A 26969-nucleotide genomic window follows, 5' to 3' on the forward strand; every position below is an offset into this window, starting at 1 on the left:
GGTACCCCCGAGATTCATCACAAAACCAATCATCGATTGTCTTATTGCGATAAACTTAGTCATTCCAGTGAAACGTCTTCGAACGTATAAGCCGCACTTGTTACGAACCAAAAAATCCGGTTTAACAATCAAATCGCGTTTTGCGGCTATAGGAGCAAATAAGACAAGGGTTCCCGGAGCGGACCCCAGGGGAAAACAAAAAGGACCTCCCGGAAATCCCCGGAGCGGCATGCTCCGCAGGACGATAAAACAAAAATGGGGTTTCCCGGAGCGTCGGCTCCACGGGAAACCCCGACAAGAACGTTTGCGGCGGCGTGTTACTCTCCCACACCCTGCCGGGTGCAGTACCATCACCGTGCCAGGCCTTAGCTTCCGGGTTCGGAAAGGGACCGGGCGTCACACCTGGGCCATGGCCACCGCAAAAACCACCATCAACGGCCCGGACCCCCAAACGGGGACCCCGACCGGCCAAAAGGAAAACCACCCACGCGCCGCCACCGGCGCGTGCCGTGACGGTCCGGGAACCGGACAGCGGACGCGAACACCGTTTCGTGACCACAGGAACAACGCTCCTTGTCGCCAACAATCCCGCAGCAGCAAAGACGCGGACCCACCCCCACACAAGAGGGGAATGGGCTGCTATGTCGCCGTCGCCCGTTAGTACCGGTCGGCTCCACCCCTCGCGGGGCTTCCACCTCCGGCCTATCAAACACGTGTTCCACATGCGGGCTTCAGGACCCCGAAGGGCCCAAGGAATCCTAATCTCGGAGCAGGCTTCCCGCTTAGATGCTTTCAGCGGTTATCCCTCCCGAACGTAGCCAACCGGCCGTGCCGCTGGCGCGACAACCGGCATACCAGAGGTTCGTCCACCCAGGTCCTCTCGTACTATGGGCAGGCCTCCCCAGGATTCCAACGAGCGCAGAGGATAGAGACCAAACTGTCTCACGACGTTCTGAACCCAGCTCGCGTGCCGCTTTAATCGGCGAACAGCCGAACCCTTGGGACCTGCTCCAGCCCCAGGATGCGACGAGCCGACATCGAGGTGCCAAACCATCCCGTCGATATGGACTCTTGGGAATGATCAGCCTGTTATCCCCGGGGTACCTTTTATCCGTTGAGCGATGCCGCGCCCGTGCGCCGGCACCGGATCACTATCTCCGACTTTCGTCCCTGCTCGGACCGCCGTCCTCGCAGTCAAGCCCGCTTGTGCGATTGCACTCGACACCCGATTGCCAACCGGGCTGAGCGGACCTTTGAGCGCCTCCGTTACTCTTTGGGAGGCAACCGCCCCAGTTAAACTACCCGCCAGGCACTGTCCCTGAACGGGATGACCGTTCGAGGTGAGACGTCAAACGAGAACAGAGCGGTATTTCACCTTGCGGCTCCGCGCGGGCTGGCGCCCGCGCCTCGAAGCCTCCCGCCTATGCTACACAATCCGCGACTGACGCCAATACCAAGGTATAGTAAAGGTCCCGGGGTCTTTTCGTCCTTCTGCGCTTAACGAGCATCTTTACTCGTACTGCAATTTCGCCGAGCTCCTGGTCGAGACAGCGGGGAAGTCGTTACGCCATTCGTGCAGGTCGGAACTTACCCGACAAGGAATTTCGCTACCTTAGGATGGTTATAGTTACCACCGCCGTTTACCGGGGCTTGAATTCACCGCTTCACCCCCGAAGGGGCTGACGGATCCTCTTAACCTTCCGGCACCGGGCAGGCGTCAGTGCATATACAGCGGCTTACGCCTTCGCATGCACCTGTGTTTTTGGTAAACAGTCGCTACCCCCTGGTCTGTGCCACCCCCACACGCTCCCGGAGCATGTCCGTTCACCCGCGGGGGTCTCCCTTATGCCGAAGGCACGGGAGCGGTTTGCCGAGTTCCTTGACCAGGATTCGCTCGATCGCCTTGGTATTCTCTACCTGACCACCAGTGTCGGTTTGGGGTACGGGCGGCAACGCGCCTGACGCCGGGGCTTTTCTCGACGGCCTGGACCACCGGATATCGAGCCGAAACGGCTCCCATCATCGCACCTCGCCATACACGCCGCACGGATTTGCCTATGCGACTGGCTGCGTGCTTGACCACGGAAAACCACCTCCGCGGCCGGCTCCCATTCCGTGTCACCCCTGCGCTCACCTACCACGGCTACGCTCCCAACGCCACGCGCCGGACCCCACCCGAAGGAGGGGAACGGCCCGCGACGGAGGTTAGTACTCACCGCCTCGGTCCTGTCGGTTCGCTGCCGGTACGGGAATATCCACCCGTTCATCCATTCGACTACGCCTGTCGGCCTCGCCTTAGGACCCGACTCACCCGGGGACGACGAACGTGGCCCCGGAACCCTTGGTCATCCGGCGGACGGGATCCTCACCCGTCTCTCGCTACTCATGTCTGCATTCTCACTCCCGCAAAGTCCACGGCCGGCTCACGCCGCCGCTTCGCCCCTTGCAGGACGCTCTCCTACCCGGCGCGCATACACGCGCCGCCGCGTCTTCGGTGGTGTGCTTGAGCCCCGCTACATTGTCGGCGCGGGACCACTAGACCAGTGAGCTGTTACGCACTCTTTCAAGGATGGCTGCTTCTGAGCCAACCTCCTGGCTGTCTATGCGGCCCCACATCCTTTCCCACTTAGCACACGCTTGGGGACCTTGGACGACGGTCTGGGCTGTCTCCCTCTCGACGACGGAGCTTATCCCCCGCCGACTCACTGCCGGCATACACATCAACGGTATTCGGAGTTCGGCTGCTGTTGGTACCCCACAAGGGCCCGCAAGCATCCGGTAGCTCTACCCCCGCGATGCAATAAGCCGACGCTGCACCTAAATGCATTTCGGAGAGAACCAGCTATCACGGAATTTGATTGGCCTTTCACCCCTAGCCCCAGGTCATCCCCCCGGTTTTCAACCCAGGTGGGTTCGGTCCTCCACGCGGTCTTACCCGCGCTTCAACCTGCCCAGGGCTAGATCATCCCGCTTCGGGTCCAGGACACGCGACTCTAAAACGCCCTGTTCGGACTCGCCTTCGCTACGGCTGCCCCACGACGGGTTAGCCTCGCCACGCATCACTGACTCGCAGACTCATTTTTCGATAGGCACGCCGTCACCCCGCAAGGAGGCTCCGACGGATCGTAGGCGCACGGTTTCAGGAACTCTTTCACTCCCCTCCCGGGGTGCTTTTCACCTTTCCCTCACGGTACTGGTACGCTATCGGTCAGACAGGTATGCTTAGACTTACACCACGGTCGGTGCGGATTCACGCGGGATTCCACGAGGCCCGCGCTACTTGGGACACGCGATCGGAAGACGGCAAGCGTCCAGGTACGGGGCTGGCACCCTCTGCGGCCAGGCCTTCAAGCCTGTTCCCCTGGCAAGCCGTTTTATGACTCCCGCCCGGTCCGTCGGAACCGGGACACGCGCTCCCTCAACACCGCGCACGCAACCCCCGACGGGTATCACGCGCACGCGGTTTGGTCTGATCCGCTTTCGCTCGCCACTACTCACGGAGTATCCCTTCCTGCAGGTACTGAGATGTTTCACTTCCCTGCGTACCCCCCGCAGAAGCCTGCGGTGCCGGCCCATGACGGCCGGCGGGTTGCCCCATTCGGAAATCCTCGGATCGAAGCCATGCTGGAGGCTCCCCGAGGCTTATCGCATCCTCAAACGTCCTTCGTCGGTACTGTCTGCCAAGGCATCCACCATGCGCCCTTGCGGGCGACACAGCCAACGGCCGTGCCATCCCGCGGCTTTCCTGATAGCAAGATTGCCAGACGACAAATCATCGCACTGTTCAAATGATCACAAAACGATCGATCTCGAAACCAAACTCAAAAAGAAGAGTTTGGCGAAATCGCGATAAGCAAAGGGAAACACCATGTTTCCCTTGCTCGCGTCCACTATCCAGTTCTCAAACCGCCACGCGCCACACGTTCCGCCACGCGTCCAACGGACGCCGGCCACCCCGCATGGGCATCGAACCGCACCACAATCCAAGACTGTGGGGTGGCGGTCCGGGAACCCAAAAGCACACCCATACCACTCCCGGACGGGACAGGCCCGTCCAAGCCAACGATCTCTTCCACACCAGCATCCCCACACGGGCCGTGGAACCGTTCCACGCGCATGGGGCACACACCGGACACGAACCGCGTCCTGAACTCTCCGTAGAAAGGAGGTGATCCAGCCGCACCTTCCGGTACGGCTACCTTGTTACGACTTAGTCCCAATCACGAGCCTCACCTTAGACGGCTCCATCCCACAGAAGGGTTAGGCCACCGGCTTCGGGTGCTGCCCACTTTCATGACTTGACGGGCGGTGTGTACAAGGCCCGGGAACGCATTCACCGCGGCGTTGCTGATCCGCGATTACTAGCGACTCCGCCTTCATGGAGTCGGGTTGCAGACTCCAATCCGAACTGAGACCGGTTTTCAGGGATCCGCTCCATGTCGCCATGTCGCATCCCGCTGTACCGGCCATTGTAGCATGCGTGAAGCCCTGGACGTAAGGGGCATGATGATCTGACGTCATCCCCACCTTCCTCCGAGTTGACCCCGGCGGTCCCCCGTGAGTTCCCACCATGACGTGCTGGCAACACAGGGCGAGGGTTGCGCTCGTTGCGGGACTTAACCCAACATCTCACGACACGAGCTGACGACGACCATGCACCACCTGTGAACCCGCCCCGAAGGGAGGCCGTATCTCTACGGCCGTCGGGAACATGTCAAGCCCAGGTAAGGTTCTTCGCGTTGCATCGAATTAATCCGCATGCTCCGCCGCTTGTGCGGGCCCCCGTCAATTTCTTTGAGTTTTAGCCTTGCGGCCGTACTCCCCAGGCGGGATGCTTAACGCGTTAGCTCCGACACGGAACCCGTGGAACGGGCCCCACATCCAGCATCCACCGTTTACGGCGTGGACTACCAGGGTATCTAATCCTGTTCGCTCCCCACGCTTTCGCTCCTCAGCGTCAGTGACGGCCCAGAGACCTGCCTTCGCCATTGGTGTTCTTCCCGATATCTACACATTCCACCGTTACACCGGGAATTCCAGTCTCCCCTACCGCACTCCAGCCCGCCCGTACCCGGCGCAGACCCACCGTTAAGCGATGGGCTTTCACACCGGACGCGACGAACCGCCTACGAGCCCTTTACGCCCAATAATTCCGGATAACGCTTGCACCCTACGTATTACCGCGGCTGCTGGCACGTAGTTAGCCGGTGCTTATTCGAAGGGTACACTCACCCCGAAGGGCTTGCTCCCGATCAAAAGCGGTTTACAACCCGAAGGCCTCCATCCCGCACGCGGCGTCGCTGCATCAGGCTTGCGCCCATTGTGCAATATTCCCCACTGCTGCCTCCCGTAGGAGTCTGGGCCGTATCTCAGTCCCAATGTGGCCGGTCGCCCTCTCAGGCCGGCTACCCGTCGAAGCCATGGTGGGCCGTTACCCCGCCATCAAGCTGATAGGACGCGACCCCATCCCATACCGATGGAACCTTTCCCGGAAGGACATGCATCCAACCGGAGCATCCGGCATTACCACCCGTTTCCAGGAGCTATTCCGGTGTATGGGGCAGGTCGGTCACGCATTACTCACCCGTTCGCCACTCTCACCCGGAGGCGAACCCCCGGGATCCCGTTCGACTTGCATGTGTTAAGCACGCCGCCAGCGTTCATCCTGAGCCAGAATCGAACCCTCCACGAAAAAACCATGAAGAGAACCGAAAACGACTCTCACAAGAAAATTGACGATCGCCTTATAAGGAAAGGCGCATCGCACGAAAACCCCACCGTCCTTCAAGGCCTCCCGGCCACTCGCCGAAACACGGCGAGCCGACGATGGACTGGCAATCATTGACTATAAAGAAGTAGTACAGATACGCTCTTGAGTTCTCAAACCACCACCGCACCAGCAGACCGCCCCGAACCATGGGAGCCGGGCCGCCGTGCTGAGCAGCAAGAGATAAACATACACGGGAACCCGCGCCCGCGCAACCCCGCAGGCACGGAAGGACCCGGAACCGTTGCAAACACACGCCTCCCCCGGCGTGTCGAAAACCACCTTACATGGCCGATATCATCGTCGTAGTCCTATGAAACAGCAATCGCATTACACGAAATCGAATGTTCATCGGCGTGTCGTCACTGCGGTCGGGCGCTGCCTACGAGGAAAGCCACGCAGGTGGGCGCCCTCTCTACCAGCGACGTCCGCAATGCTTGCCGCCGAGGCCTGATCTGCCGTCCGCTCCCCAAGGACCACGCCCTTCGGCGCGGAGCATCGCGAGATGACGCTTCATCGCAACCAGCATGATATGGGCGTCTTCCAGACCAAGGTGACGTTCCGACTTCGAGGAATCCAAGGCGCCCTGACGTTTAGCGTAAGATTCCAACGTATTGTCGCCATACGGATGCTCATCGTCGGGAATCGAGCCGTCATCCCAACGGCGGCTCATCGGCAACGTATCGATGATCGTAATGTTGCCGGCACGATAGCTTTCCGCATATCCGGCGATATTCAGCATGAAGAACCCATGCTCGAAACGGGCGTTGTGAGCCACATACGGTTGCTGTTCCAAACGCTGGAGCAATCCAATCTGAGCCGCCGGCCACTCGTCGAACAAGCGAGGCCCTCCGGCAAGGTCACGAACGTCGATGCCTGTAAGTCTGAGAATCAGGTCGTTGCCGACAGCGGCGTTCTCGGGTGTGACGCCGAAGGAAAGGCGGGCCTGGCCATAGGCGTCCCCGGTCACATAGGAACTTTGCTCATACCGGTATTCGGCCGGGGCATCCGCGGGACGTGGCGACATCATGTTCATGAATTCGAACCCGACGTCGATGATGTACGTACGGGCCGGATCGGTGCCCGTGGTTTCGATGTCGACACCCATCACGTTGTCGACATCACAACCGGGAAGGTAGGCGTCACGCCAGTCAGGCTTGCGATAATCGGCAAGACGACGGCCCTCCTCCGACCGGCTTGCCTGACCGGCGGCGAACACCGAATCGTCATCGAACAATGTGGAACCGCCGGGACTGGTCACACCGCTCAGGTTCGCACGCGACATGGCATAGCGGCCGGAACGTTCCTGCTCACGTGCAGCCTTGCGGCGAGACGCACGGCCGTTGACGATTTCGGCGGTCCGATCCTGGATATCGTCCAACCGGATGACGGATGCCGAAGTTTCGTCAGATGCCAATCGATCACCGTTCGCGGTATCGGCGACGGATACGGCATCCGCGGCATCCGCAGGTCGTGCATACGGGTGCAGGACCGGTACGGTGACTCGTTCACGGCGTTCTTGCGTAATGGTCCACAAACGCATCTGCGCACCGATCTCACGCAGGATGGCAATCTCGTCACATAGGCGACGATTCGCATACGCGAGCGCGCGCGGCAAACGATAGGAGGCGATCAAACGATCGAAATCCGTCATGAACGTCGTATTGCATTGCGCGAGGATCGATTCAAGCCGGTCACGAATCGCAAGATCGAGTTTCAGCAGATCATGCAGTTGGCGTGCGGACAGCGATGGAGCGGGCCGTCCGGTCACGGCAGTCGTCGCGGAGGATCCCGTCTCGGAGGAACGCCAGTACCGCAACGCCGCAATCGCATCAATATGCTGCGTCGCGGCCGCACCGATACCGCGCTCCATATCAAGTGAAGCGACCCACTGCCAGTCAATCAACTGATTGTCGGCGTTCTTCGGCATCATCGCCGCCCACTGATCGATGTCTTTCTTGGCTTCGGACAGCCAGGAACCGTCCGTCTGCACTGCTTCGTTCATATCTCGAATCGTAGCCGAATGGCAGACGATTTTTTCCACCCGCCACAATACGACCAAGATGCCAAGCACGAATGGATCCCCCGCACCTATCACCCCCCGAATTCGGCGGATGGGCTCGTCATCCAGAGCATAAATTTTGATTTCCCTATAGCGAATAATGGCAAAAACCACAGGAAACAGAAGGTTTGACAGTTTATTTTTACATTATCGGAACGCAAGGAACGTTCCAGATGATGAAAGGAAGTCGCAATGTCGATAATGCATTCCAACATCAATACCATCGCGGCAGGTTATGGTTATTCTGGTGGTGCCGATTCCGACAGCGTGGAAGTCAACCCACTGTTCGCCCGTCCGAAGGAAGCCAAGGCCTTCTCTAAGTTCAAGATTCCGCAGGAAGGAAGCCTACCGGAGACCGCCTATCAGGTGGTGCACGACGACGCCATGCTTGACGGCAACGCACGCCTGAACCTCGCGACCTTCGTAAGCACCTGGATGGACGATTATGCGAACCGCCTGTACATGGAGGCGGCCGACAAGAACATGATCGACAAGGACGAGTACCCGAAGACCGCCGAAGTCGAATCCCGCTGCTGGCATATGCTCGCCGACCTCTGGCATGCGCCGGACCCGATGAATACCATCGGAACCTCCACCATCGGCTCCTCCGAGGCATGCATGCTGGGCGGCCTGGCCTTGAAGCGCCGCTGGAAGGAAGCGCGAGAAAAGGCCGGCCTGCCGGCCGATCGACCGAATCTGGTGATGAGCAGCGCCGTGCAGGTGTGCTGGGAGAAGTTCTGCAACTACTTCGACGTGGAACCGCGTTACGTGCCGATCTCCGAAGAGCACAAAGTGCTTGACGGCTACGACCTCGACAAGTACGTCGACGAGAACACCATCGGCGTGGTGGCCATCATGGGCGTGACCTACACGGGCATGTACGAGCCGGTCAAGAAGATCTCCGACGCGTTGGACCGCATCGAGGAACGCACCGGACTCGATGTGCGCATCCACGTGGATGCCGCTTCGGGCGGTATGATCGCACCGTTCATCCAGCCCGACCTTCAGTGGGACTTCCGCGTCAAGCGCGTGTACTCCATCAGTACCTCCGGACACAAGTACGGTCTGGTCTACCCGGGCCTGGGCTGGGTGGTATGGCGTGAGACCGCCGACCTGCCGGAAAGCCTGATCTTCAAGGTGAGCTATCTGGGCGGCGAAATGCCGACCTTTGCGCTGAACTTCTCCCGCCCCGGCGCTCAGGTGCTGTTGCAGTACTACATGTTCCTGCGTTTGGGATTCGAAGGCTACCGCCGCGTGCAGCAGGCCGCGCACGATGTGGCGAAGTACCTGTCGGGCGAAATCGCCAAGATGGACGACTTCACTCTATGGAACGACGGTTCCGATATTCCGGTGTTCGCTTGGATGCTCAAGGACAAGCCGGATCGCAAGTGGAACCTGTACGATCTGCAGGATCGTCTGCGCATGAAGGGCTGGCTAGTGCCGGCCTATCCGATGCCGGTGGATCTAACGCAGGTGACCGTGCAGCGCATCGTGGTGCGCAACGGATTCAGCCATGATATGGCCGAATCGTTCCTGAAGGATCTGAAGGCCTGTGTGAAGTATCTGGATGGATTGAAGGCGCCGATGCCGAGCGAGGCACGGGTCTCCGGCTTCCATCACTGAGTCTCTACCAATCGCCATCCTCCGTCGCGCCCGCACGCGACACCGCGAAGCCTCATCCGTGGGAGGTGAGGCTTCGCCCACCTTGGCGAATGCCCTCGGCTGGCGAAGGATGGAGAGGAAACCATGTTTGTTCCTACAACGATTATGTTTATGAAAGCTGGCTGCAATGACAGTTCATGCAAAGAAACCGCTTGCCGTGATAGCGCACAATGCGAGCGCGGCGGCACATTCAGGATTCGCGCGTTCCGGAGCGGGCACGGCCGTGAGGCCGGTCGAGAAACCGTCCAAATCGCCTGCCGGTGCAGACAATCATGCACATACGGGCACACATGCACATGCCGGGGCGAGTAGCAAAGCCCTGATGTCGGTCGGTCAGCTGGCCATGCTGACCGTGGTGGCAGTGGCCTCTCTACGTTCTTTGCCGGCCATGGCCGATTATGGTCTGGCATCCATACTGCTGTATCTGATTCCGGCCGTGTTCTTCCTGGTGCCGGCCGCACTGGTCGCCGCCGAACTGGCTACCGGATGGAAAGGCGGTGTGTATGTGTGGGTGCGCGAGGCGTTCGGTAACCGTTTCGGCTTTCTTGCCATCTGGCTGCAGTGGATTCAGAACGTGGTGTGGTATCCAATTCAGATCGCCTTCATCGCGGTGAGCCTTTCGTATGTGTTCGGTGCCGGCAATCTGGGCAATAACGGCGTGTACATTGCCGCAGTGATCATCGTGCTGTATTGGATCAGCACGGTGGTGGCTTTGCGTGGCGGCAATCTCTTCGCCAAGGTCGGCTCGATCTCCGGACTGATCGGTACCCTGTTCCCCGCGCTGCTGCTGATCGTGTTCGGCGCGATCTGGCTGGGCATCGGCGAGCCGATGCACACTTCCATGCACGCCTCCGCTTTGCTGCCGCCGTGGACCGGCATCGCATCGATCGTGCTCATCGTCTCCAACGTGCTGGCTTATGCGGGCATGGAAGTCAACGCCGTGCATGCCAATGACATGAAGAATCCGGGCCATCAGTTCCCGCGCGCCATCGCACTGGCCACCGCGTTGATTCTGCTCGTGTTCATTCTGCCGACTCTGGCCATCGCCTTCGCCGTGCCGCATCGTGAGCTCGGTCTGATCGATGGCATCAATCTGGCGTTCAAGGAGTTCTTCGACCACTTCGGCATGAGCTGGGGCACCCCGATCATTTCGCTGCTGATCGCATTCGGCGCGTTCGCTTCCGTCGTGACATGGATCGCAGGACCCTCTCGCGGCCTTCTGGCCGCCGCCCGCACCGGTTTGATGCCGCCGATGCTGCAGAAGCGCAACGCCCACGGTGTTCAGGAAGGCATTCTGATTCCGCAGGGTGTGATCGTGACCGTGCTGGCGTTGCTGTTCGTGCTGATTCCGAATGGTAATACCGCCTTCGCGACACTGGTCGATATGGCCACCGCACTGTATCTGGTGATGTACATGCTGATGTTCGCCTCCGCGATTCGGCTGCGCAAGATCCATCCCGAAGTCAGGCGCACGTACCGTGTGCCGGCTATTCGTCTGATTGCGGGCGTCGGCTTCATCGCCTCCGCCGCGGCCTTCGTGCTGACGTTCGTGCGTCCGGCCGGATTTACCGGTCTGAGCACCACGGCCTACGCGATTCTGGTGGCCGTGGTTGTGGTGGTGCTTGGCATGCCGCCGCTGATTCTGTATGCGATGCGCAAGTCGAATTGGGATATGCGTTCGGACGCGGAGAAGAACGCGGACGCAAAAGGAATGCTGGTGAATCCGGAAGGATAGTCCCCGTACTACCTTCTTCTTCCAAGAGGAAGAAACTGAACCATGACAGGCGGCTGCTCCCGTTAGAGGCGCAACCGCCTGTTCGCATACCGTTTAAAGATCGAAGCCGAGTTCGGCGGCGGCTTCGGTCGGCACCGGATCCTCACACCAGAAATCCTCAAGATTCTCATTGGTGGTCAGGCTCCGAATCTCCGCCTTGTCGATGTACAGCTCGCCGCTGAGATGATCGGTCTCATGCTGGAAGATGCGTGCCGGCCAACCATGCAGATGCTCCTCATGCCTGTTGCCATCCTCATCCTGCCACCGTGCGGTGATGTCAAGCCAGCGCTTGCGCACAGCCTGATACCCGTCGAAGCTCAGGCAGCCCTCATAGAAGCTGCGGGTCTGCGTACCAATAGGCTCATAGCTGGGATTGATGATCACGTGGAACGGGAATTCCGCCGCCTCGCGCGGATCGCCGTCATCGCCATCACGTACATGATCCTCCACCACGGCCAGGGCCAGGCCCAGGCCAATTTGCGTGGCGGCCAATCCGACGCCCGGGGCTTCAAGCATGGTGACGTGCATGGTGTCGATAAGCTTGTCGAGCGTCTTGCGGCTCAGCTGCCCCTCATAGGCTGCGGTCTGCTGGCGCAGCACCGGTTCGCCGGCCTGCACGATCGGCAACAGTTTGTCCTTGCCGCCGGATTTGATGAGTTTCTCGACCTCGCGGTTGAGCTCGAGATTCACTTTTGCATTACGTCCAAACATGTTTTCTCCGTTGTTCTTGTTCCCGGCACGCTTCCCTCCATCTCCCTGTGCCATGATGTCATGCCGCAGCATGGCATTTCCTTCGTCAGAGATCGTCAGAGGGTGAAACGGGGATCGCTACAATGCGAGCTCGTCGGCCACGACCTTGGCAAGGCGTTCGCACACCTCGTCGGCCTGCTGCTGGGTTTCGGCCTCGGCCATGACGCGCACGAGCGGCTCGGTGCCGGACGGACGCAACAGCACGCGACCGGTATCTCCCAGCATCTTCTCCTCGCGTTCGACGGCTGCCTGCACCTTGGCATTGGTATCGGCGGCCAGCTTGTCGACATTCGGTACATTGATCAGCCGTTGCGGCAGTTGCGGGAAGTCTGCGGCGAGCTCCTTGAGACTCTTGCCGGACTGTACCACCTCATTGCACAGGGTCAGTGCGGTCAAGGTGCCGTCGCCGGTGGTGGCGAATTCGCGATTGATGACATGGCCGGACTGCTCGCCACCAAGCGAATAGTCACCGCGCAGCATCTCTTCAAGCACGTAACGGTCGCCGACGTTGGTCTGTACGGTCTTGATGCCCATGGAACGCAGGGCGAGCTTAAGCCCCAGATTGCTCATCACGGTCACCACCAAGGTGTCGTGATTGAGTTTGCCGGCGTTCTTCTTGGCGCGGGCCAGAATACCCATGATCTGATCGCCGTTGACCATGTTGCCATCCTCATCCACGGCCAGGCAACGGTCGGCATCGCCATCGAAGGCCACACCCATGGCCGCATCGGAAGCCTTGACCATGGCCTGCAGCTGCTCCGGATGGGTGGAACCGGCGTTCTTGTTGATGTTATAGCCATCCGGTGAGGCATTGATCACAATCACATCGGCACCTGCGCGACGCAGGGCTTCGGGAGCGACCACGGACGTGGCGCCATTGGCGCAGTCAGCCACGATCTTCAGGCCCTTAAGCGGCTTCGGCTGGGACTTGTCAGGACCGATCGGGGCGATGGTGGAAACCAGATGGTCGATGTACAGGTTGGTTGCGGTGGCGGTGTCATGGCTCACACGGCCCACAGCGGCACCGGTCGGACGCTCCCAATCCTGACCAAGCACGGCTTCGATCTCGTCTTCCTTGGTGTCGGGCAGCTTGAAACCGCCACGGGCAAAGAATTTGATGCCGTTGTCGGGCATCGGATTGTGCGAGGCGGAGATCACGGCACCCATTTCGACGTTCAGCACGGAAGTCAGATAGGCGACGCCCGGAGTCGGAATGATGCCGGCGTCGATCACATCGAAACCGCCCGCAGACATGCCCGCCGACAGTGCTGCGGCAAGAAAATCGCCGGAAACTCGCGTATCACGGCCAACCAGCGCACGGCGACGGCCTTCGAACTCGCCTCTGTTGCCGTTATTTTCCAGCACACGCACTGCGGCATCGCCCAAATCGAGCGCCAGTTGTGCGGTCAGGTCCCTGTTTGCCAATCCTCGAACGCCGTCGGTTCCGAACATACGTGGCATGAGTCTCAAGTCCTCGCTATCTGAAGTTGCTTTTTCCTTGCACTATCGTACTCACCTCACGCCACCACAGCGCAGATCGTGATGAAACGTTACGGAGCACATACGAAAGAAGGTGGATTCCCAAAGGAAATCCACCTTCTGTCTCGGCTCTCGTCAGAGGGCGGCGTTGAAGTCGCGCACCTTCAGTGTGCGATGGGAGGCCTCCACGTTGCCACGCACAATGCGCTTGAGCGCATTGTCGGCGTGCTCATGGGCGTCAAGCCACGCGTCACCGAGTTCGACCAGCTTGGCGGGGTCGGCATACCCCGGATACAAACCTTCGAGCAGGGCCTCGGCCATGTGGAAGGTCTTGTTCTGCCAGATCCAGTCAGCCACCTCAAAATACTTCTCGGCATACGGCTCGGCCAAGTCGGCACGTGGAGTGGCGGCGAAACCGCCCGCCACGGCCTCGAGCTGCATGTTGGTCAGCCCATTGTTGTTCAGCGCTTCGTTCCAAGCCCATGCCTTGGCCTCTGCGGTACCGGCCACCGCTCGGGCACCAAGGGCGAATTCACGGTTCTCGGTGGTTTCGCGCTTGGCAAGTTCCGCATCGATTTCGGCCTGGCCGATTTCGTTCACGGTGCTCAGAGCGTTGATGATGGTCCAACGGAAGTTATTGTCGATTTCAAGGCCCTCGAGTACCACGGAACCGTCAAGCAAACCCTTGGCATTGGCCGCGAAAGCCTCATCTGCCGGCTCGCCATAGCCAAGATAGGCGGTGATGAGCTGGAACTGCTCGTCGGAACCGGCTTCGGCCGCATTGGCCAGCTTGAACAGTTCGGCTGCCACATGTTCCACGACCGCTGCACGATCGGCCGGAGCGGTGTAATGCCATGCGGTGGTGCTGATCTGGGCCAGCGCATAGCGGAAGGTGGTGGATTCGTGCTCGGTGGCGAGCGCGGCCAGCGAGGTGTCGATGAACTGCTTGGCCGGCAGTTCGCCGTCACGCGTCATATCCCAGAAGGCCAGCCAGATCACGGAACGGGCCAGCGCATCGTCGAAACGATACAGGTTCTCGGCGGCGAATTTCAGGGATTGGTCGTCGAAGCGCAGCTTGGTGTAGGTCAGATCGTCGTCGTTCACGAGAATCAGCGCCGGGCGAGTCTTGCCTGCAGCCGCCTCGACCACGGTGGTCTCGCCATCGACGTCGAGCTCGAACTGATCGGTGCGCACGATCTTGCCGGTTGCCGGATCCTCATTGTAGAAACCGACGGCCAGACGGTGGGCGCGCAGCACCGGATGTTCGGCGGGAGCGGACTGCCTGAGTACAAGCTGCCTGATGGTGCCGTCCTCATTCTCCTGCACTTCGGTGGCGATGGTGTTGATGCCGGATTGTTCCAGCCACTGGGCGCTCCACGCCTTCAGATCACGGCCGGAAGTGAGCTCCAGTTCGGCGAGCAGGTCCGCCAGGGTTGCGTTGGCGTAGGCATGCTTGTTCAGATAGTTATTGATGCCCTGGAAGAACTTGTCGCGGCCTACATAGAACACGAGCTGCTTCAGGACGGAAGCGCCCTTGGCGTAGGTGATGCCGTCGAAGTTCACATAGGTATCGTTGAGGTCGTTGATCGGGGCGACGATCGGATGCGTGGTGCTCAGCTGATCTTGACGCAGCGCCCAGCTTTTCTCACCGGAGCTGAACGTGGCCCAGGCATCCTTCCATTCGGTGGCTTCGGCGGTGGCGAGCGTGGAGGTGAACTCGGCGAAGGATTCGTTGAGCCACAGGTCATTCCACCACTTCATGGTCACATAGTCGCCGAACCACATATGGGCAAGCTCGTGCAGCACGGTCACCACGCGACGTTCGGCGTAAGCATCGGTCACCTTGGATTCGAACACATACTGGTCACGGATGGTGACCATGCCGATGTTCTCCATGGCGCCGGCATTGTATTCCGGCACGTAGATCTGGTCGTACTTGGCGTACGGGTATGGCACGCCCCAGGTCTTGGCATAGAACGCGAAGCCCTTCTTGGTGATGTCGAACAGATAGTCGACGTCCTTGGCGAAGGCATCGGCAAGGGCCTGGCGGCAGTACATGGCCATCGGCACGGTGCGACCGTCTTCGTTGGCGTATTCGGTGTGCCATTCGGCGTACGGGCCGGCGCAGATGGCGGTCAGATAGGAACTCATGGTCGGGGTCGGCTCGAACACCCATCGGCGGGTGGTCTCGGCCTCATGCTCGCCGAGCGTACCTTCCTCCGTCACGATTTCGGTATCGGTCACGGAGGCTGCCGGCATATTGGAGGTGACGATCCAGGACTTGGCTGCAAGCACGGAGAAGTCGAACACGGCCTTGAGGTCAGGCTGGTCGAATACGGCGTAGACACGACGAGCGTCCGGCACTTCGAACTGGGAATAAAGATAGATGTTGCCATCGGAGGGATCAACGCTACGATGCAGACCTTCGCCGGTATTGGAGTACTGGCACAGAGCCTTGACGGTGACCTCGTTATGCGCTTCAAGATTCTTGAGCTCAATGCGGTCGTCGGCGAAGGCGGTCGTCGGATCGAGGGTCTCACCGTTCAGCACGATTTCACTCACTTCGTTGGCGATGAGGTCGAGGAAGCTGTTCGATCCCGGCTTTGCGTCGAAGGTGATGGTGGTTTCGGATCCGAAATCCTTGGCTCCGTGGGTCAGATCAAGGCTGACCGTGTAATGGATCGGTGCCGAAATGGTATCCTTGCGTTCTTCGGCTTCGATACGGGTGAGGTTTGCTCCTGGCATGTCACTCCTTGTTGCTTGGTTGTCTGTACAACGTAGGCGGCGTAACCAGTTGTTCCGGTTACGCCGCCCTAATCGTTCCAATGGTCGTTCAGGCTGGTTTCAGCTTACGCAGACGTTACGCCTTTGGTGTCACTTGGCCGCAGTTACGCCCGCAGCGTCATCGACGTCCTGCGCGATGTCGGCCACGACCGGCACGATCATCGGCTTGCGATGCAGCTGACGGGCCACCCAACTGCCAAGCGTGCGGCGCATGAGCTGCTGCAGCTTGTACGTATCGTGGGTACCGGTCATCATGGCATCCCGCAACTGCTCGACGATCTGGTGACGCACCTTGTCGAATTCGCTTTCATCCTCGGCAACGGCGTTGAGATAGATCTTCGGCCCCGCAATCACATCGGCGGTTTCGGTGTCGACGACCACGAAGCTGGACACGAATCCTTCAGTGCCGAGAATACGACGCTTCTCAAGCTCCTCATCCGTAAGCTCGCCGACGGAATCGCCATCCACATACACGTAGCCGCACGGCACGGAACCGACGACCGCGGCCTGGCCATGGTACAGGTCGACGACGTCGCCATCTTCAGCCAGCACGACGTTCTGCGGATCGACGCCGGTCTTGACGGCGATCATGCCGTTGGCCACCAAGTGACGGTTCTCACCGTGAATCGGCATGGCGCACTTCGGCTTGACGATGTTGTACATGTACAGCAGCTCGCCCTCGTTGCAATGGCCGGAGACGTGCACGGCCGCATTATCGCGGTTGACCACACGCGCACCCAATTGCACGAGCTTGTTGATGACCTTGTAGACCTCGTGCTCGTTGCCCGGGATCAGGGAGCTGGCCAGAATCACCGTGTCGAATTCGTTGATGGTGATATCGCGGTGGTTGCCGTCGGCGATACGGCCCAAGGCGGCCATCGGCTCGCCTTGGGAGCCGGTGCACATGTAGACGAGCTTGTCGTCCTGCACATCATGGGACTGCTTCAGGTCGATGACGGTGTCTTCCGGCAGACGCAAGTAGCCCAAATCGGCTGCGATGGACATGTTGCGCACCATGGAACGGCCGACGAACACAACCTTGCGGCCGTACTTGTGAGCGGCGTCGACGACCTGCTGCACGCGATGCACGTGGCTGGAGAAGCTGGCCACGATGATCTTGCGGGTAGCCTGCGCGAACGCCTGGTCAAGGGCCGGACCGATGGAGGTCTCCGGCTTGACGAAGCCCGGCACCTCGGCGTTGGTGGAGTCCATCATCAGAAGGTCCACGCCCTTTTCGCCGAGCTTGCCGAATTCCACCAGATCGGTGATGCGATGGTCAAGCGGCAGCTGGTCGAGTTTGATATCGCCGGTGTCGATCAGGGAACCGGCCGGAGTCTGCACGAATACGGCCAGAGCGTCCGGGATGGAGTGGGTCACGTTCACGAATTCAAGGTTGTATGGGCCCACCTTGAGCTTGTCGCGGCCCTTGACCTCGACAAGCGTCGGATTGATGTGGTGCTCCTTGCACTTGGCCTCCGCGAAGGCCAGTGTGAGCTTGGAGCCGATCAGTGGAATGTCCGGGCGCAGTTTCAGCAGGTACGGTACGCCACCGATGTGGTCCTCATGACCGTGGGTGAGCACCAGAGCCTCGACCTTGTCGAGACGATCCTTGATGTAGTGGAAGTCAGGCAGGATCAGGTCCACGCCCGGCTGCTCCTCTTCCGGAAACAGCACACCGCAGTCGATGAGCAGCAAGTGGCCATTGTATTCGACCACGTTCATATTGCGACCGATCTCACCCAAACCGCCCAGCGGCACGATGCGCATGGAGCCCTTGCGGTACTTTGGCGGGGCGATCAGCACGGAATCCTGCTGAGGTGCGGTGGCCTGCGGTGCCGGACGGGTGGAACGGCGATTGCCCGCGGAACGGGTGCCAGTGCCTTTGCCGCGGCCGGCGCCGTTGGCATTACGAGTGCGGCCGGAAGACTTGCGCGTGGTTGCGCTCTCCTTCTTCGCCGCGGAATCAGTGCGCTTGACAGCCTTGCTGCCGCGCTTGTGCGTTGTCTTTTTCTTGGTTTCTTCTGTAGCCATTTCCTAGTTGGATTTCTGTTACTAATTGTTCCCGCCTATGCGGGAACGAGGAATGAAGGGCCCGCATCTACTGCGGATTGGAGCGGAGGTAGCAGGCCGTAATCGCAATCATCGTCGTTTTACAGCAGACCGGAGGCGCGCATGCCTGCCTCGGCACGTTTGATTTCAGCCTCACCCGGACCGACATTCGGCAGACGCATGGTGGTGTCGTCAAGAATGCCGCGTACCTTCAGGGAGGCCTTGGCCATGACGGCCTGGAAGCCGTTGCCGTTCATGGATTCGACCAGCGGCGCGAGTTGCACGGCAAGACGCTGCGCCTCGTGGATGTCACCACGGTCGAAGGCGTTGGCGAGGTCACGCATCGGGCCGGCCGCCGCGTGCGCGATCACGGAGATGATGCCGACCGCACCTACGGAAAGGAACGGCAGGAACAGGCCATCATCGCCGGAATACCAGGTCAGGCCGGTTTCCATACGCTTGCGCACGGCTCCCGCGATGTCGCCGGTGGCGTCCTTCACCGCCTTGACATGGTCGAGTTCGGCCAGTCGACGGTAGGTTTCCAGCTGGATGTGCAGACCGGTGCGGCCTGGCACATCGTAGACGATAATCGGCTTGTCCGCCGAATCGTTGACCGCCTTGTAATGACGGAACACACCCTCCTGAGAAGGACGGGAGTAGTATGGCGCGACCACGAGCACCGCATCGGCGCCCGCCTCCTGCGTCTGCTCCACCATGCGCACGGTGTGTGCGGTGTCGTTGGAGCCGGCACCGGAGATGACCGGCACGTCCACGACGTCCTTGACGGCCTGAACCAGCTCGACCTTCTCCTCCATGTGAGTGGTCGGTGATTCGCCGGTGGTGCCGTTGACCACAAGACCATCGGCACCGTCGGCCACGAGCTGCGTCGCAAGCTTGCGCGCGGCCTCGAAATCAACGGAGCCATCGGCCTTCATGGGGGTCACCATGGCCGGGAGAATTCGCCCGAAAGGAGCGGGATCGAGAAGATGCATCGTACCGTCAGTCATACGTTCCACGGTACTTCGCGCCACGGACTCGAAGGGAAGCCGTACGCAACAAGCGTCACATTCCGGAAAAGACGTATTCGGATCCATCGTAGGCAGCGGCAACGTTGACGCCCGCAACACCCCTCTTGGTATCGCACGTGCCAACATCCCCGACATCCTTCCCGGATCGAGGCCTTCCAGCTTGTGTTGCAGACCCTATGAGCGCTTAAGACCCGATCGAACGCGAAACGCCATCTTTGGAAGATTGTCCGGCAATGACGGCAACAACGCATTGGAGGAACGCCATGCACGCGAACAATCCAAGCGAAACCTGACGACCGCCGGTAAGCTGCATCAATACGCCGAATACCAGTGGTCCCAGCGAAGCTATCAGATAACCGAATGATTGCGCGATGCCCGAAAGCACCACGGTTTCGGCACCGCCCTGCCCACGCATGGCGATCAACGCGAGCGCCACGACCAGCGCTGATCCCTGTGCGCAGCCGCCGATGAGCGACCAGACAATCATGGCTTGCGGGAACACCAGCATGCCGAGACCCGCCACCAGCATGGGAATGCTGGAAGTGAGCGCCGCACAAATCTGGTTACCGCGCACATTCATCAGCTTGGGTATCAGCAGACCGGAAAGAATACCAACGCCCTGGAATATGAACAGGTGCACGCCGGCCGTGGAGGCGTCGAAGCCAGCGGATGCGGAAACGCTCGGTATCCAATTGGACATGGTGTAGAAAGTGGATGATTGCAATCCCATGAACACAGTGACGTACCATGTCATCGGACGTCGCAGTACACAACGGAATGTATCGTATCCCGATTCATGGGAGGTGGTTGCTGCATTGGTTCGCGTCACGTTTGGCACAGTGGTTTGCATGATCTGGCGATTATGCAGTATGCGCAACGCCCACAATGCCGCGACCACTAGCGGCGGCACGCTCCAAACGGCAAGTGAGGCACGCCAATCGCACCATACCTGCGCAAGTGGAGCGGAAATCAATCCCGCAGTGGCGGCACCTACGGTGATACAGCCGGAGTAAACGCCTGTAGCCATCGCAATATGACCGGCATAGTCGCGTTTTACGATCACCGGCACCAGCACGTTGCCCACGGCGATTGAGGAAGCGAAAATCACCGTTCCCAACCAGATTCCGACATTGCCACAATACGAGCGAATGAAATTGCCGACCGCAATGCACAGCAGGGCCGACAGAATCGCCATATCCACACCGACACGGCGTTCGATGAACGTAACCAACGGGCTGACCGCGGCAAAGGCAAGCAGCGGTATCGCCGTCAGGACGCCCTGCACGCCTTCGCCCCAGGAAAGGTCGGCACCAATTTGCGTAAGCAACGGACCGACTGCGGCGATGGCCGGCCGTAGATTCAACGACACCACGAAGACCAGTGCCGCCCACAGTCCAGTGGATGGCACATCGTATTCCGCAATGGCATTCTTTGCATTCATGAATTCTCCGCTCCGTTCTTCGCTTCCGGCTTAGCCTATCAGGAGTGGATTCCTTTTGTCGGAATGTCATCGGTGATGCTCAAGTTCGCCGTGATGCTTGCAATGTCCGTTGATATTCTCATGCGGATTGTACTTGCCGATTTCATGTGTTTGGCCGTTCCGAACGTTGCGATGGCGCAGCTCGGAACGGCCAAACACATGATTGTTGAAAACCGCGGAATAGATCCTTCGTGAGCCTGCTCGACCGGGCAAGCCGTTAATCCGGATCGTTAGGCAATGTAGCGGGCGGTATCCTGATCAAACTTGTCGGCGCAGCCCGGATTGCAGAAATAGTAGGTGATGCCCTCATGCTCGCGGGTCGCGGCGGCGGTGGCCGGGTCGATGGTCATGCCGCACACCGGATCCTTCACGGTGGTCGCAGTATCGCCGGAACCAGCGTTGCCGTGGCCGCAGTGGCAGGAATGGCCGCTGCAGGAGCCTTCGTTCTTGGCCTTATGATCACTGAACAGTCCCATGATGTTTCCTTTCTGACTGTGTTTGCTATTGCTCAGATTCGGCTTGCGAACCTGATAGGTCTTGGGTTTGCCCGGGTCGAACAAGCGCAGGCGGCTGGCATTCGACACCACGCATAGCGAGGAGAACGCCATGGCCGCGCCCGCGATCATCGGGCTGAGCATCCGGCCTGTAAACGGATACAGTACGCCCGCGGCCATGGCGATGCCAATGCTGTTATAACCAAGGGCGAACCCGAGATTCTGTGCGATGTTGCGCATGGTGGCGTGCGTCAGGTCGATGGCATGCACGAGGCCTATAAGCGAACCGTTCATCAACGTCACGTCGGCGGATTGAATGGCCACATCGGTGCCGGTGCCGATGGCGAAGCCCACGTCGGCACGGGCCAGCGCCGGAGCGTCGTTGATGCCGTCCCCCACCATCGCGACCGTATAGCCCTGCCCTTGCAGTCGGGCTACCTCGTCGGCCTTGTTCTCCGGATGCACGCCGGTAATCACACGGGTCACGCCAACCTGACCAGCCACGGCCTGCGCAGTGGTCTCGTTGTCGCCGGTCAGCATGACGACTTCGATGCCATGTGACTTCAGCCGTGCGATTGCCTCGGCGGAATCCGGTTTGACGGTGTCGGCAACGGCCACGATTCCCGCAAGTTCGCCGTCGATGGCAGTCAATACCGGCGTCTTGCCGTGGCTCGACAGACGTTGCATATCAGCGATGATGTCGTCAAGATTCTCATCACCGACGCTTGGCATACCGATCTCAAGTCGGTCGATCAAATCGGTATTGCCTACCGCGACGGCGTGCGTTTCGCGCACGTCCGCATTCGGCAGGACCACGGAATCATCACGCTTCGCCGAGGCCGCAAGCCAGCGCGAGCTCACCGTGATGTCGGCGGTGACGCCCTGACCGGCAATCGCATGGAATGCCGTGACTTCACCGATTGGAATGCCGCGTTTTTGCGCTCCCGCGACGATGGCCGCAGCAAGCGGATGCTCCGAATCATGCTCGGCGGCGGCGGTCAGCGACAGCAGCCCTTCCGGATCGTTACGCCATTTGCCGAGCGGCAGCACATCAGTGAGTGATGGCTTGCCCGCAGTGATGGTGCCGGTCTTGTCAAGCACCACGGCATTGATCTTACCGGTCGTTTCCAACGCTTCGGCGGAACGGATGAGCACACCCATCTGCGCGGCCCGACCAGTGGAAACCGTTACGGAAAGCGGGGTCGCCAATCCCAATGCACACGGGCATGCGACGAGCAGCACGGAAACGGCGGCGACCAATGCATGCGTGACGCGCGGTTCCGGGCCGAACGCGAACCACAGCGCGCACGACCAGATGGCGATCAGCACGACAATCGGCACGAAAACGCCTGCGATGCTGTCGGCCATGCGTTGCACCGGAGCCTTCGAACTCTGCGCGGATCTGACGAACGCCATAATCTGCGCAAGCACCGTATCCTTACCGATTTTCGTGGCACGATACCGCAATGCGCCGGACTCATTGATGGTGGCGCCGGTTACATTGTCACCGATTTTTTTGGTGACCGGCATGGATTCGCCGGTAATCATGGATTCGTCGACGCTTGAGGTGCCAGCGGTGACGATGCCATCCACCGGTAGCTTTTCGCCGGGACGAATGGCGATGATATCGCCGACCTGCACATCGTCAACGTCAATCTGCTCTTCCTTGCCGTCGCGTATCACCCGAGCGGTTTTCGGCTGCAGTCCGGCCAAGGCGCGCATCGCCTCACCGGTGCCGACACGGGCCCTCGCTTCAAGCAACTGGCCTACAAGCATCAGGGTGATTACCACGCCGACCGCTTCGAAATACGGTTCGCGTGCGTTTTCGGGCAGAATCCGCGGCGCGAACGTGACCACGCAGGAATACAGGAACGCGAATACCGTGCCGAGACTGACGAGTGCGTTCATTTCCGGCGAACGATGCGCGATTGCCGCGAATCCGCTGCGGAAAATCGGCAGGGCCGCGTACCCGACGATTGGTAGCATGAACATCAATTGCAACCATGCTGGCATGCGGTACAGCATGAGCATGGTGGAGCAGAATACCGGAATCGTGCAGATGGCCGCCACGACAAGACGGACGATCAGCATCCTGATTTCGTGCGACCGCGGCGACCGCGGCGACTGCGCAAGGCGGCATGAGCCTGATTCCCTCACGGCATTGGAAACGGCATCGGAAGATGACGGGGCACGTGACGAGGAAGGTGCCGACGTGACCGGCGGACGGAAAGATTCCGCGGCGTCTTCCTGCGTGGATTCCGCACGATGATGCCTGCCAGGCAGTACCTTCAACGTGCCATGCAGCATGTTCATGCCACACGCGAAAGGGTACTCCCCCGGGGTTTGCGGATGCAATGTCAGCGCGGTCGTGCGGAAGGCCGGCAACGCCAGATCCACTCCGAAGTCGGAGAACACGACATGTGACGAACACTCGCCGTCCTCTTTACGGTCGAACACCAATTTCAGCGGCATCCCGGCTTCGGCTTCGATGATGGCGGGACTGTAGCCGCCCTTGACCTCGATTACGGCCTCCTGAACATCACCGTCGATTTTCGCACGATACGCCTTGCGCGGCGCGAAAAAGAACCATAGCACAACCGCACTCACGAGCAATGCCACAATGATGGCGATTACAGCTTGCATAGTTTCTCACCGATTTCCTGTTTTTGACTTTTCGCTTCAACGAATACCACCACCATATACCCCTATAGGGTATATTTGCAAGAGTGTAGACTTGAGTTTTAGCTTTGAGGTCAAGATTTTAGCGTCAAGAGGAGTACGGCAATGAACGTTACGCAACACGGCTATGCGGATGACCAGAAGAACATCATCGCCCGCCTCAATCGCATCGAAGGTCAGGTGCGCGGCATCAAACAAATGACGGAGGACGGCGAGTACTGCATTGACATCCTCACCCAGATCTCCGCCGCCAACAGTGCATTGAAATCAGTGGCACTGCTGCTGCTCGACGACCATCTCAATCATTGCGTCAAGCAGGCCACGCAGGAAGGCGGCGCCGTTTCCGACGAAAAGCTCACCGAAGTCAGCGCGGCCATCACCAGATTGGTCAAATCGTGATCCTTCACGTCCTACTCAATCCACCGACGCTGACGCCCGCTCACCGTCGGCAGTTTGAGGAACGTTCCAAACTACCGACGCTCACAAACACTCACCGTCGGCAGTTTGAGGATATCGTCGGTAGATTGGGACCCTGCTTAATCTACCGACGTTGACGGGCACTCACCGTCGGCAGTTTGAGGAACGTTCCAAACTACCGACGGTGACGGCCTCTCACCGTCGGTGGATTGAGGAAGAGGATCGGGGAAGGCCCGCCCGCAGCAGCTTGTTCACAAGCGGCACTCGCTCAATCACATCGTCATAGGTGAACCGTACTATCAGCGAGACTCCGGCGCGACGCAACGCTTCCTCACGTTCACGCTCCATCTGCACCACGGTTTGGACGCTCCTACGGCCTGTCATCTGCGGATCGACATACTTCTGCGTACCGTCATACTCGCCTACGGCAATCCGACCGTCCGGCAGTCGCCATGCAAAATCGGCACGGTATCGACGCCCTGTTTCGGGATCGACGAAAATCGTCTGCAATAGCGGAATGGCAAAACCCTCATCAATCATCACTGCACGGCACATCGATTCGCCGCCGTTCTCGCTCGCACCATCGGCATATCGCAGTACGCGCGCCGCCTGCGCATAGCCGATGCGCATAGCCGAACAGCCGGCGGACAAATCGCGACGTCCGATTCCTTGTCTCAGCGCGGAATCCGCAATGGGAAGCCCATATGGAAAATCGTATTGCACCGAGCAATTCAGCACTGTACGTATTTTGTCAAGAACAGGCAGCCCGTCAACCACCTCCACTGACATGCATTGCTCCGGAATATACACACGGCGAACCTTCGCGATTCTGCAGAAGCCGTTGTGATAGGCGCTCGCGATGGAAACGGTGCCGTCGTGCAGTTTCCAGGAATGTTCGAAACCATGAGCCGTCGCGGCGATGTTTCCAACGAACACCCACTTCGGGTGTTGCCTTGCCATCGCCCGCGCCATGTGCATGGAACGTTCGAACGGATCAAGGCCGTTCCAATAGTCGGAGGGAACATACAGGCCGCGGGCGGGACGCAACAGCCCTCCGTCTTCAGCGATCCGCCTGCGTAAGGCGGCATTCTCTGACTCAATAGGCGAAAACGCGCATCGTCGCTCCGCCATAGCCTCTTCGATGAGACGATTAACTCGTGCATGATTCTTCATGAATCGACTGTAACCGGAATCGGCTTTCAAGCGAGGCGTTTTCGGGAAATGTGGATAAGGGTGCGGAAAACCCGCGTGTCAGTAGGGATTCATGGTTGTAGATAACCGTCACCACATCAACCGGCCATGTCGTAAACCGCTTAGCGTCGGCAGATTGGAAGAAATCGCAATCTACCGACGCTGACTGCCTCTCAGCATCGGTAGATTGGGTTGAGATACAATCTGCCGACGCTGAAGGACTGTCAGTATCGGCAGATTGAGGAAGGACCCAAACTACCGACACCTACGAGCGCTCAGTGTCGGTAGTTTGGGGGATGGACTGCGGCTTGGACTTCCGTTGGTGCATGGGCCGAACCGTATGAACTACAGGTCGAACCGTGCGGACTACACATGGGCTACAGGTCGAGCTGTGCGGGCTACAGCCGAACCGTGCGGACTACACATGGGCTACAGCCGAACCACATGGACTACACCGTATGGACTACAGGTCGAGGAAGTGGTCCAGGCCCACGGTAAGGCCGGAATAGTCGCCGGTGGCGATTTTACGGACGGCAAGCAGTACGCCCGGCATGAAGGAGATGCGATCGAAGCTGTCTGCACGGATGGTCAACTGCTCACCGGCATTACCGAAAAGCACCTCCTCATGGGCGTTGAGGCCGCGCAGCCGCACGGCATGCACGTGAATGCCGTCGACGACCTGACCGCGAGAACCACCATCGGTTTCGGTATTGTCCGGAACCTCGCCAAGACCGGCCGCATTACGGGCATCGGCGATGGCATGAGCCGTGTGGATGGCGGTACCGGAAGGGGCATCAACCTTGTTCGGATGATGCAGTTCGATGACTTCGGCGGATTCGAAGTACGGTGCGGCCACCTTGGCGAAGTAGTCGGCCAGCACTGCGGAAATGGCGAAATTCGGGGCGATGAACACACTCTGGTTGTCGCGTGGCGCCTCGGCAAGCGCGGCGCGCACCTGATCAAGTTTCTCGTCGGTCCAGCCGGTGGTGCCGACCACCACATCGACGCCCTGCCTGACAAGTGCGAGCACGTTGTTCAGGGATACGCTCGGTACGGTGAATTCAACCACCACATCGGTGTTCTCCGGAGTGATTCCGCTCAGATCGTCGCCGGCATCGAGCGCGAGGGCGAGCTCGATGTCAGCTGCGCCGTTCACGGCATCGACCACGTGAGAGCCCATGCGGCCCTTGGCCCCGACTACGGAAACCTTGATCATGTTTGCTCCTTACTGTTACAAAGCTGCTGCGGATTCCAAATAATCCCAAGTATGGATTCTACGTATGAATCTAAAGAAACGCTTCGACCCGAACCACGATATCCGGTTCGGACAGGCGCAAGAACCAGTCATTTCGG

Annotated in this window: 14 protein-coding genes and 3 rRNA genes; 4 read left to right on the top strand and 13 right to left on the bottom strand. The window is 59.6% G+C overall.

Annotated elements, in window-relative coordinates; translation table 11 throughout:
• Positions 1–304: 304 nt before the first annotated feature.
• The 4 genes from rrf to BBDE_RS08420 form a co-directional block, all read right to left on the bottom strand.
• Positions 305–421, bottom strand: a 5S ribosomal RNA gene (gene rrf, locus BBDE_RS08405).
• Positions 422–638: 217 nt separating this feature from the next.
• Positions 639–3716: ribosomal RNA gene (locus tag BBDE_RS08410) — 23S ribosomal RNA — on the bottom strand.
• A 445-nt stretch (positions 3717–4161) separates the two neighbouring features.
• Positions 4162–5692: ribosomal RNA gene (locus BBDE_RS08415) — 16S ribosomal RNA — on the bottom strand.
• Together the 16S, 23S and 5S rRNA genes form the textbook arrangement of a ribosomal RNA operon.
• 490 nt (positions 5693–6182) lie before the next feature.
• Entirely contained in the window at positions 6183–7772 is a 1590-nt protein-coding gene (locus BBDE_RS08420) for a 3'-5' exonuclease (RefSeq protein ID WP_033489778.1), read from the bottom strand.
• A 249-nt stretch (positions 7773–8021) separates the two neighbouring features.
• Between BBDE_RS08420 and BBDE_RS08425 the strand changes: the two genes are divergently transcribed.
• Positions 8022–9452 carry a glutamate decarboxylase gene (locus BBDE_RS08425; protein ID WP_003839070.1) on the top strand — a complete coding sequence of 477 codons (1431 nt, stop codon included), beginning with the start codon at positions 8022–8024 and terminating at the stop codon, positions 9450–9452.
• Between the two features lie 166 nt (positions 9453–9618).
• The gene (locus tag BBDE_RS08430) at positions 9619–11226 is read left to right on the top strand and encodes an APC family permease (protein ID WP_228369698.1); all 1608 of its coding nucleotides are present in this window, start codon (positions 9619–9621) and stop codon (positions 11224–11226) included.
• Between the two features lie 93 nt (positions 11227–11319).
• Here the strand turns inward: BBDE_RS08430 and BBDE_RS08435 are convergent, their stop codons facing one another.
• From BBDE_RS08435 to BBDE_RS08460, 6 genes are all read right to left on the bottom strand, one after another.
• Positions 11320–11976 carry a peptide deformylase gene (locus tag BBDE_RS08435; protein ID WP_012902440.1) on the bottom strand — a complete coding sequence of 219 codons (657 nt, stop codon included), beginning with the start codon at positions 11974–11976 and terminating at the stop codon, positions 11320–11322.
• A gap of 117 nt (positions 11977–12093) precedes the next feature.
• Complete coding sequence (gene glmM, locus BBDE_RS08440; protein WP_012902441.1) at positions 12094–13476, bottom strand: phosphoglucosamine mutase; 1383 nt, start codon at positions 13474–13476, stop codon at positions 12094–12096.
• A gap of 153 nt (positions 13477–13629) precedes the next feature.
• Positions 13630–16239 carry an aminopeptidase N gene (gene pepN / locus BBDE_RS08445; protein WP_003839063.1) on the bottom strand — a complete coding sequence of 870 codons (2610 nt, stop codon included), beginning with the start codon at positions 16237–16239 and terminating at the stop codon, positions 13630–13632.
• Between the two features lie 129 nt (positions 16240–16368).
• Positions 16369–18309, bottom strand: a complete 1941-nt coding sequence (locus tag BBDE_RS08450; protein WP_003839060.1) for a ribonuclease J — start codon at positions 18307–18309, stop codon at positions 16369–16371.
• 119 nt (positions 18310–18428) lie between these two features.
• A complete protein-coding gene (gene dapA, locus BBDE_RS08455; protein WP_003841147.1) occupies positions 18429–19334 on the bottom strand; it encodes a 4-hydroxy-tetrahydrodipicolinate synthase in 906 nt (301 codons plus the stop codon).
• Positions 19335–19539: 205 nt separating this feature from the next.
• Complete coding sequence (locus tag BBDE_RS08460; protein ID WP_003839057.1) at positions 19540–20796, bottom strand: MFS transporter; 1257 nt, start codon at positions 20794–20796, stop codon at positions 19540–19542.
• A gap of 75 nt (positions 20797–20871) precedes the next feature.
• Between BBDE_RS08460 and BBDE_RS11435 the strand changes: the two genes are divergently transcribed.
• Positions 20872–21030 (top strand): hypothetical protein, encoded by a 159-nt coding sequence (locus tag BBDE_RS11435; RefSeq protein ID WP_167555760.1) that lies wholly within the window; start codon positions 20872–20874, stop codon positions 21028–21030.
• A 35-nt stretch (positions 21031–21065) separates the two neighbouring features.
• On the opposite strand, the gene BBDE_RS08465 is transcribed toward BBDE_RS11435, so the two are convergent.
• Positions 21066–23972 (bottom strand): heavy metal translocating P-type ATPase, encoded by a 2907-nt coding sequence (locus tag BBDE_RS08465; protein ID WP_003839053.1) that lies wholly within the window; start codon positions 23970–23972, stop codon positions 21066–21068.
• A 141-nt stretch (positions 23973–24113) separates the two neighbouring features.
• Here BBDE_RS08465 and BBDE_RS08470 point away from each other — a divergent pair, with 141 nt between their 5' ends.
• Entirely contained in the window at positions 24114–24407 is a 294-nt protein-coding gene (locus tag BBDE_RS08470) for a metal-sensitive transcriptional regulator (protein ID WP_003839052.1), read from the top strand.
• A 213-nt stretch (positions 24408–24620) separates the two neighbouring features.
• On the opposite strand, the gene BBDE_RS08475 is transcribed toward BBDE_RS08470, so the two are convergent.
• Both BBDE_RS08475 and dapB read right to left on the bottom strand, forming a co-directional pair.
• The gene (locus BBDE_RS08475; protein ID WP_230454347.1) at positions 24621–25472 is read right to left on the bottom strand and encodes a hypothetical protein; all 852 of its coding nucleotides are present in this window, start codon (positions 25470–25472) and stop codon (positions 24621–24623) included.
• Positions 25473–26079: 607 nt separating this feature from the next.
• Positions 26080–26832, bottom strand: a complete 753-nt coding sequence (gene dapB, locus BBDE_RS08480) for a 4-hydroxy-tetrahydrodipicolinate reductase (RefSeq protein WP_003839046.1) — start codon at positions 26830–26832, stop codon at positions 26080–26082.
• Positions 26833–26969 lie beyond the last annotated feature (137 nt).

Origin of the sequence: Bifidobacterium dentium JCM 1195 = DSM 20436 (genome assembly GCF_001042595.1) — a bacterium.
Taxonomy (GTDB): domain Bacteria; phylum Actinomycetota; class Actinomycetes; order Actinomycetales; family Bifidobacteriaceae; genus Bifidobacterium; species Bifidobacterium dentium.

Coding starts and splice junctions, on each gene's coding strand:
- glmM (WP_012902441.1), bottom strand. CDS start 13,476: ATGCCACGTATGTTCGGAACCGACGGCGTTCGAGGATTGGCAAACAGG.
- BBDE_RS08425 (WP_003839070.1), top strand. CDS start 8,022: ATGTCGATAATGCATTCCAACATCAATACCATCGCGGCAGGTTATGGT.
- BBDE_RS08435 (WP_012902440.1), bottom strand. CDS start 11,976: ATGTTTGGACGTAATGCAAAAGTGAATCTCGAGCTCAACCGCGAGGTC.
- BBDE_RS08420 (WP_033489778.1), bottom strand. CDS start 7,772: ATGAACGAAGCAGTGCAGACGGACGGTTCCTGGCTGTCCGAAGCCAAG.
- BBDE_RS08470 (WP_003839052.1), top strand. CDS start 24,114: ATGAACGTTACGCAACACGGCTATGCGGATGACCAGAAGAACATCATC.
- pepN (WP_003839063.1), bottom strand. CDS start 16,239: ATGCCAGGAGCAAACCTCACCCGTATCGAAGCCGAAGAACGCAAGGAT.
- dapB (WP_003839046.1), bottom strand. CDS start 26,832: ATGATCAAGGTTTCCGTAGTCGGGGCCAAGGGCCGCATGGGCTCTCAC.
- BBDE_RS08460 (WP_003839057.1), bottom strand. CDS start 20,796: ATGAATGCAAAGAATGCCATTGCGGAATACGATGTGCCATCCACTGGA.
- BBDE_RS08430 (WP_228369698.1), top strand. CDS start 9,619: ATGACAGTTCATGCAAAGAAACCGCTTGCCGTGATAGCGCACAATGCG.
- BBDE_RS11435 (WP_167555760.1), top strand. CDS start 20,872: ATGCTCAAGTTCGCCGTGATGCTTGCAATGTCCGTTGATATTCTCATG.
- dapA (WP_003841147.1), bottom strand. CDS start 19,334: ATGACTGACGGTACGATGCATCTTCTCGATCCCGCTCCTTTCGGGCGA.
- BBDE_RS08465 (WP_003839053.1), bottom strand. CDS start 23,972: ATGCAAGCTGTAATCGCCATCATTGTGGCATTGCTCGTGAGTGCGGTT.
- BBDE_RS08450 (WP_003839060.1), bottom strand. CDS start 18,309: ATGGCTACAGAAGAAACCAAGAAAAAGACAACGCACAAGCGCGGCAGC.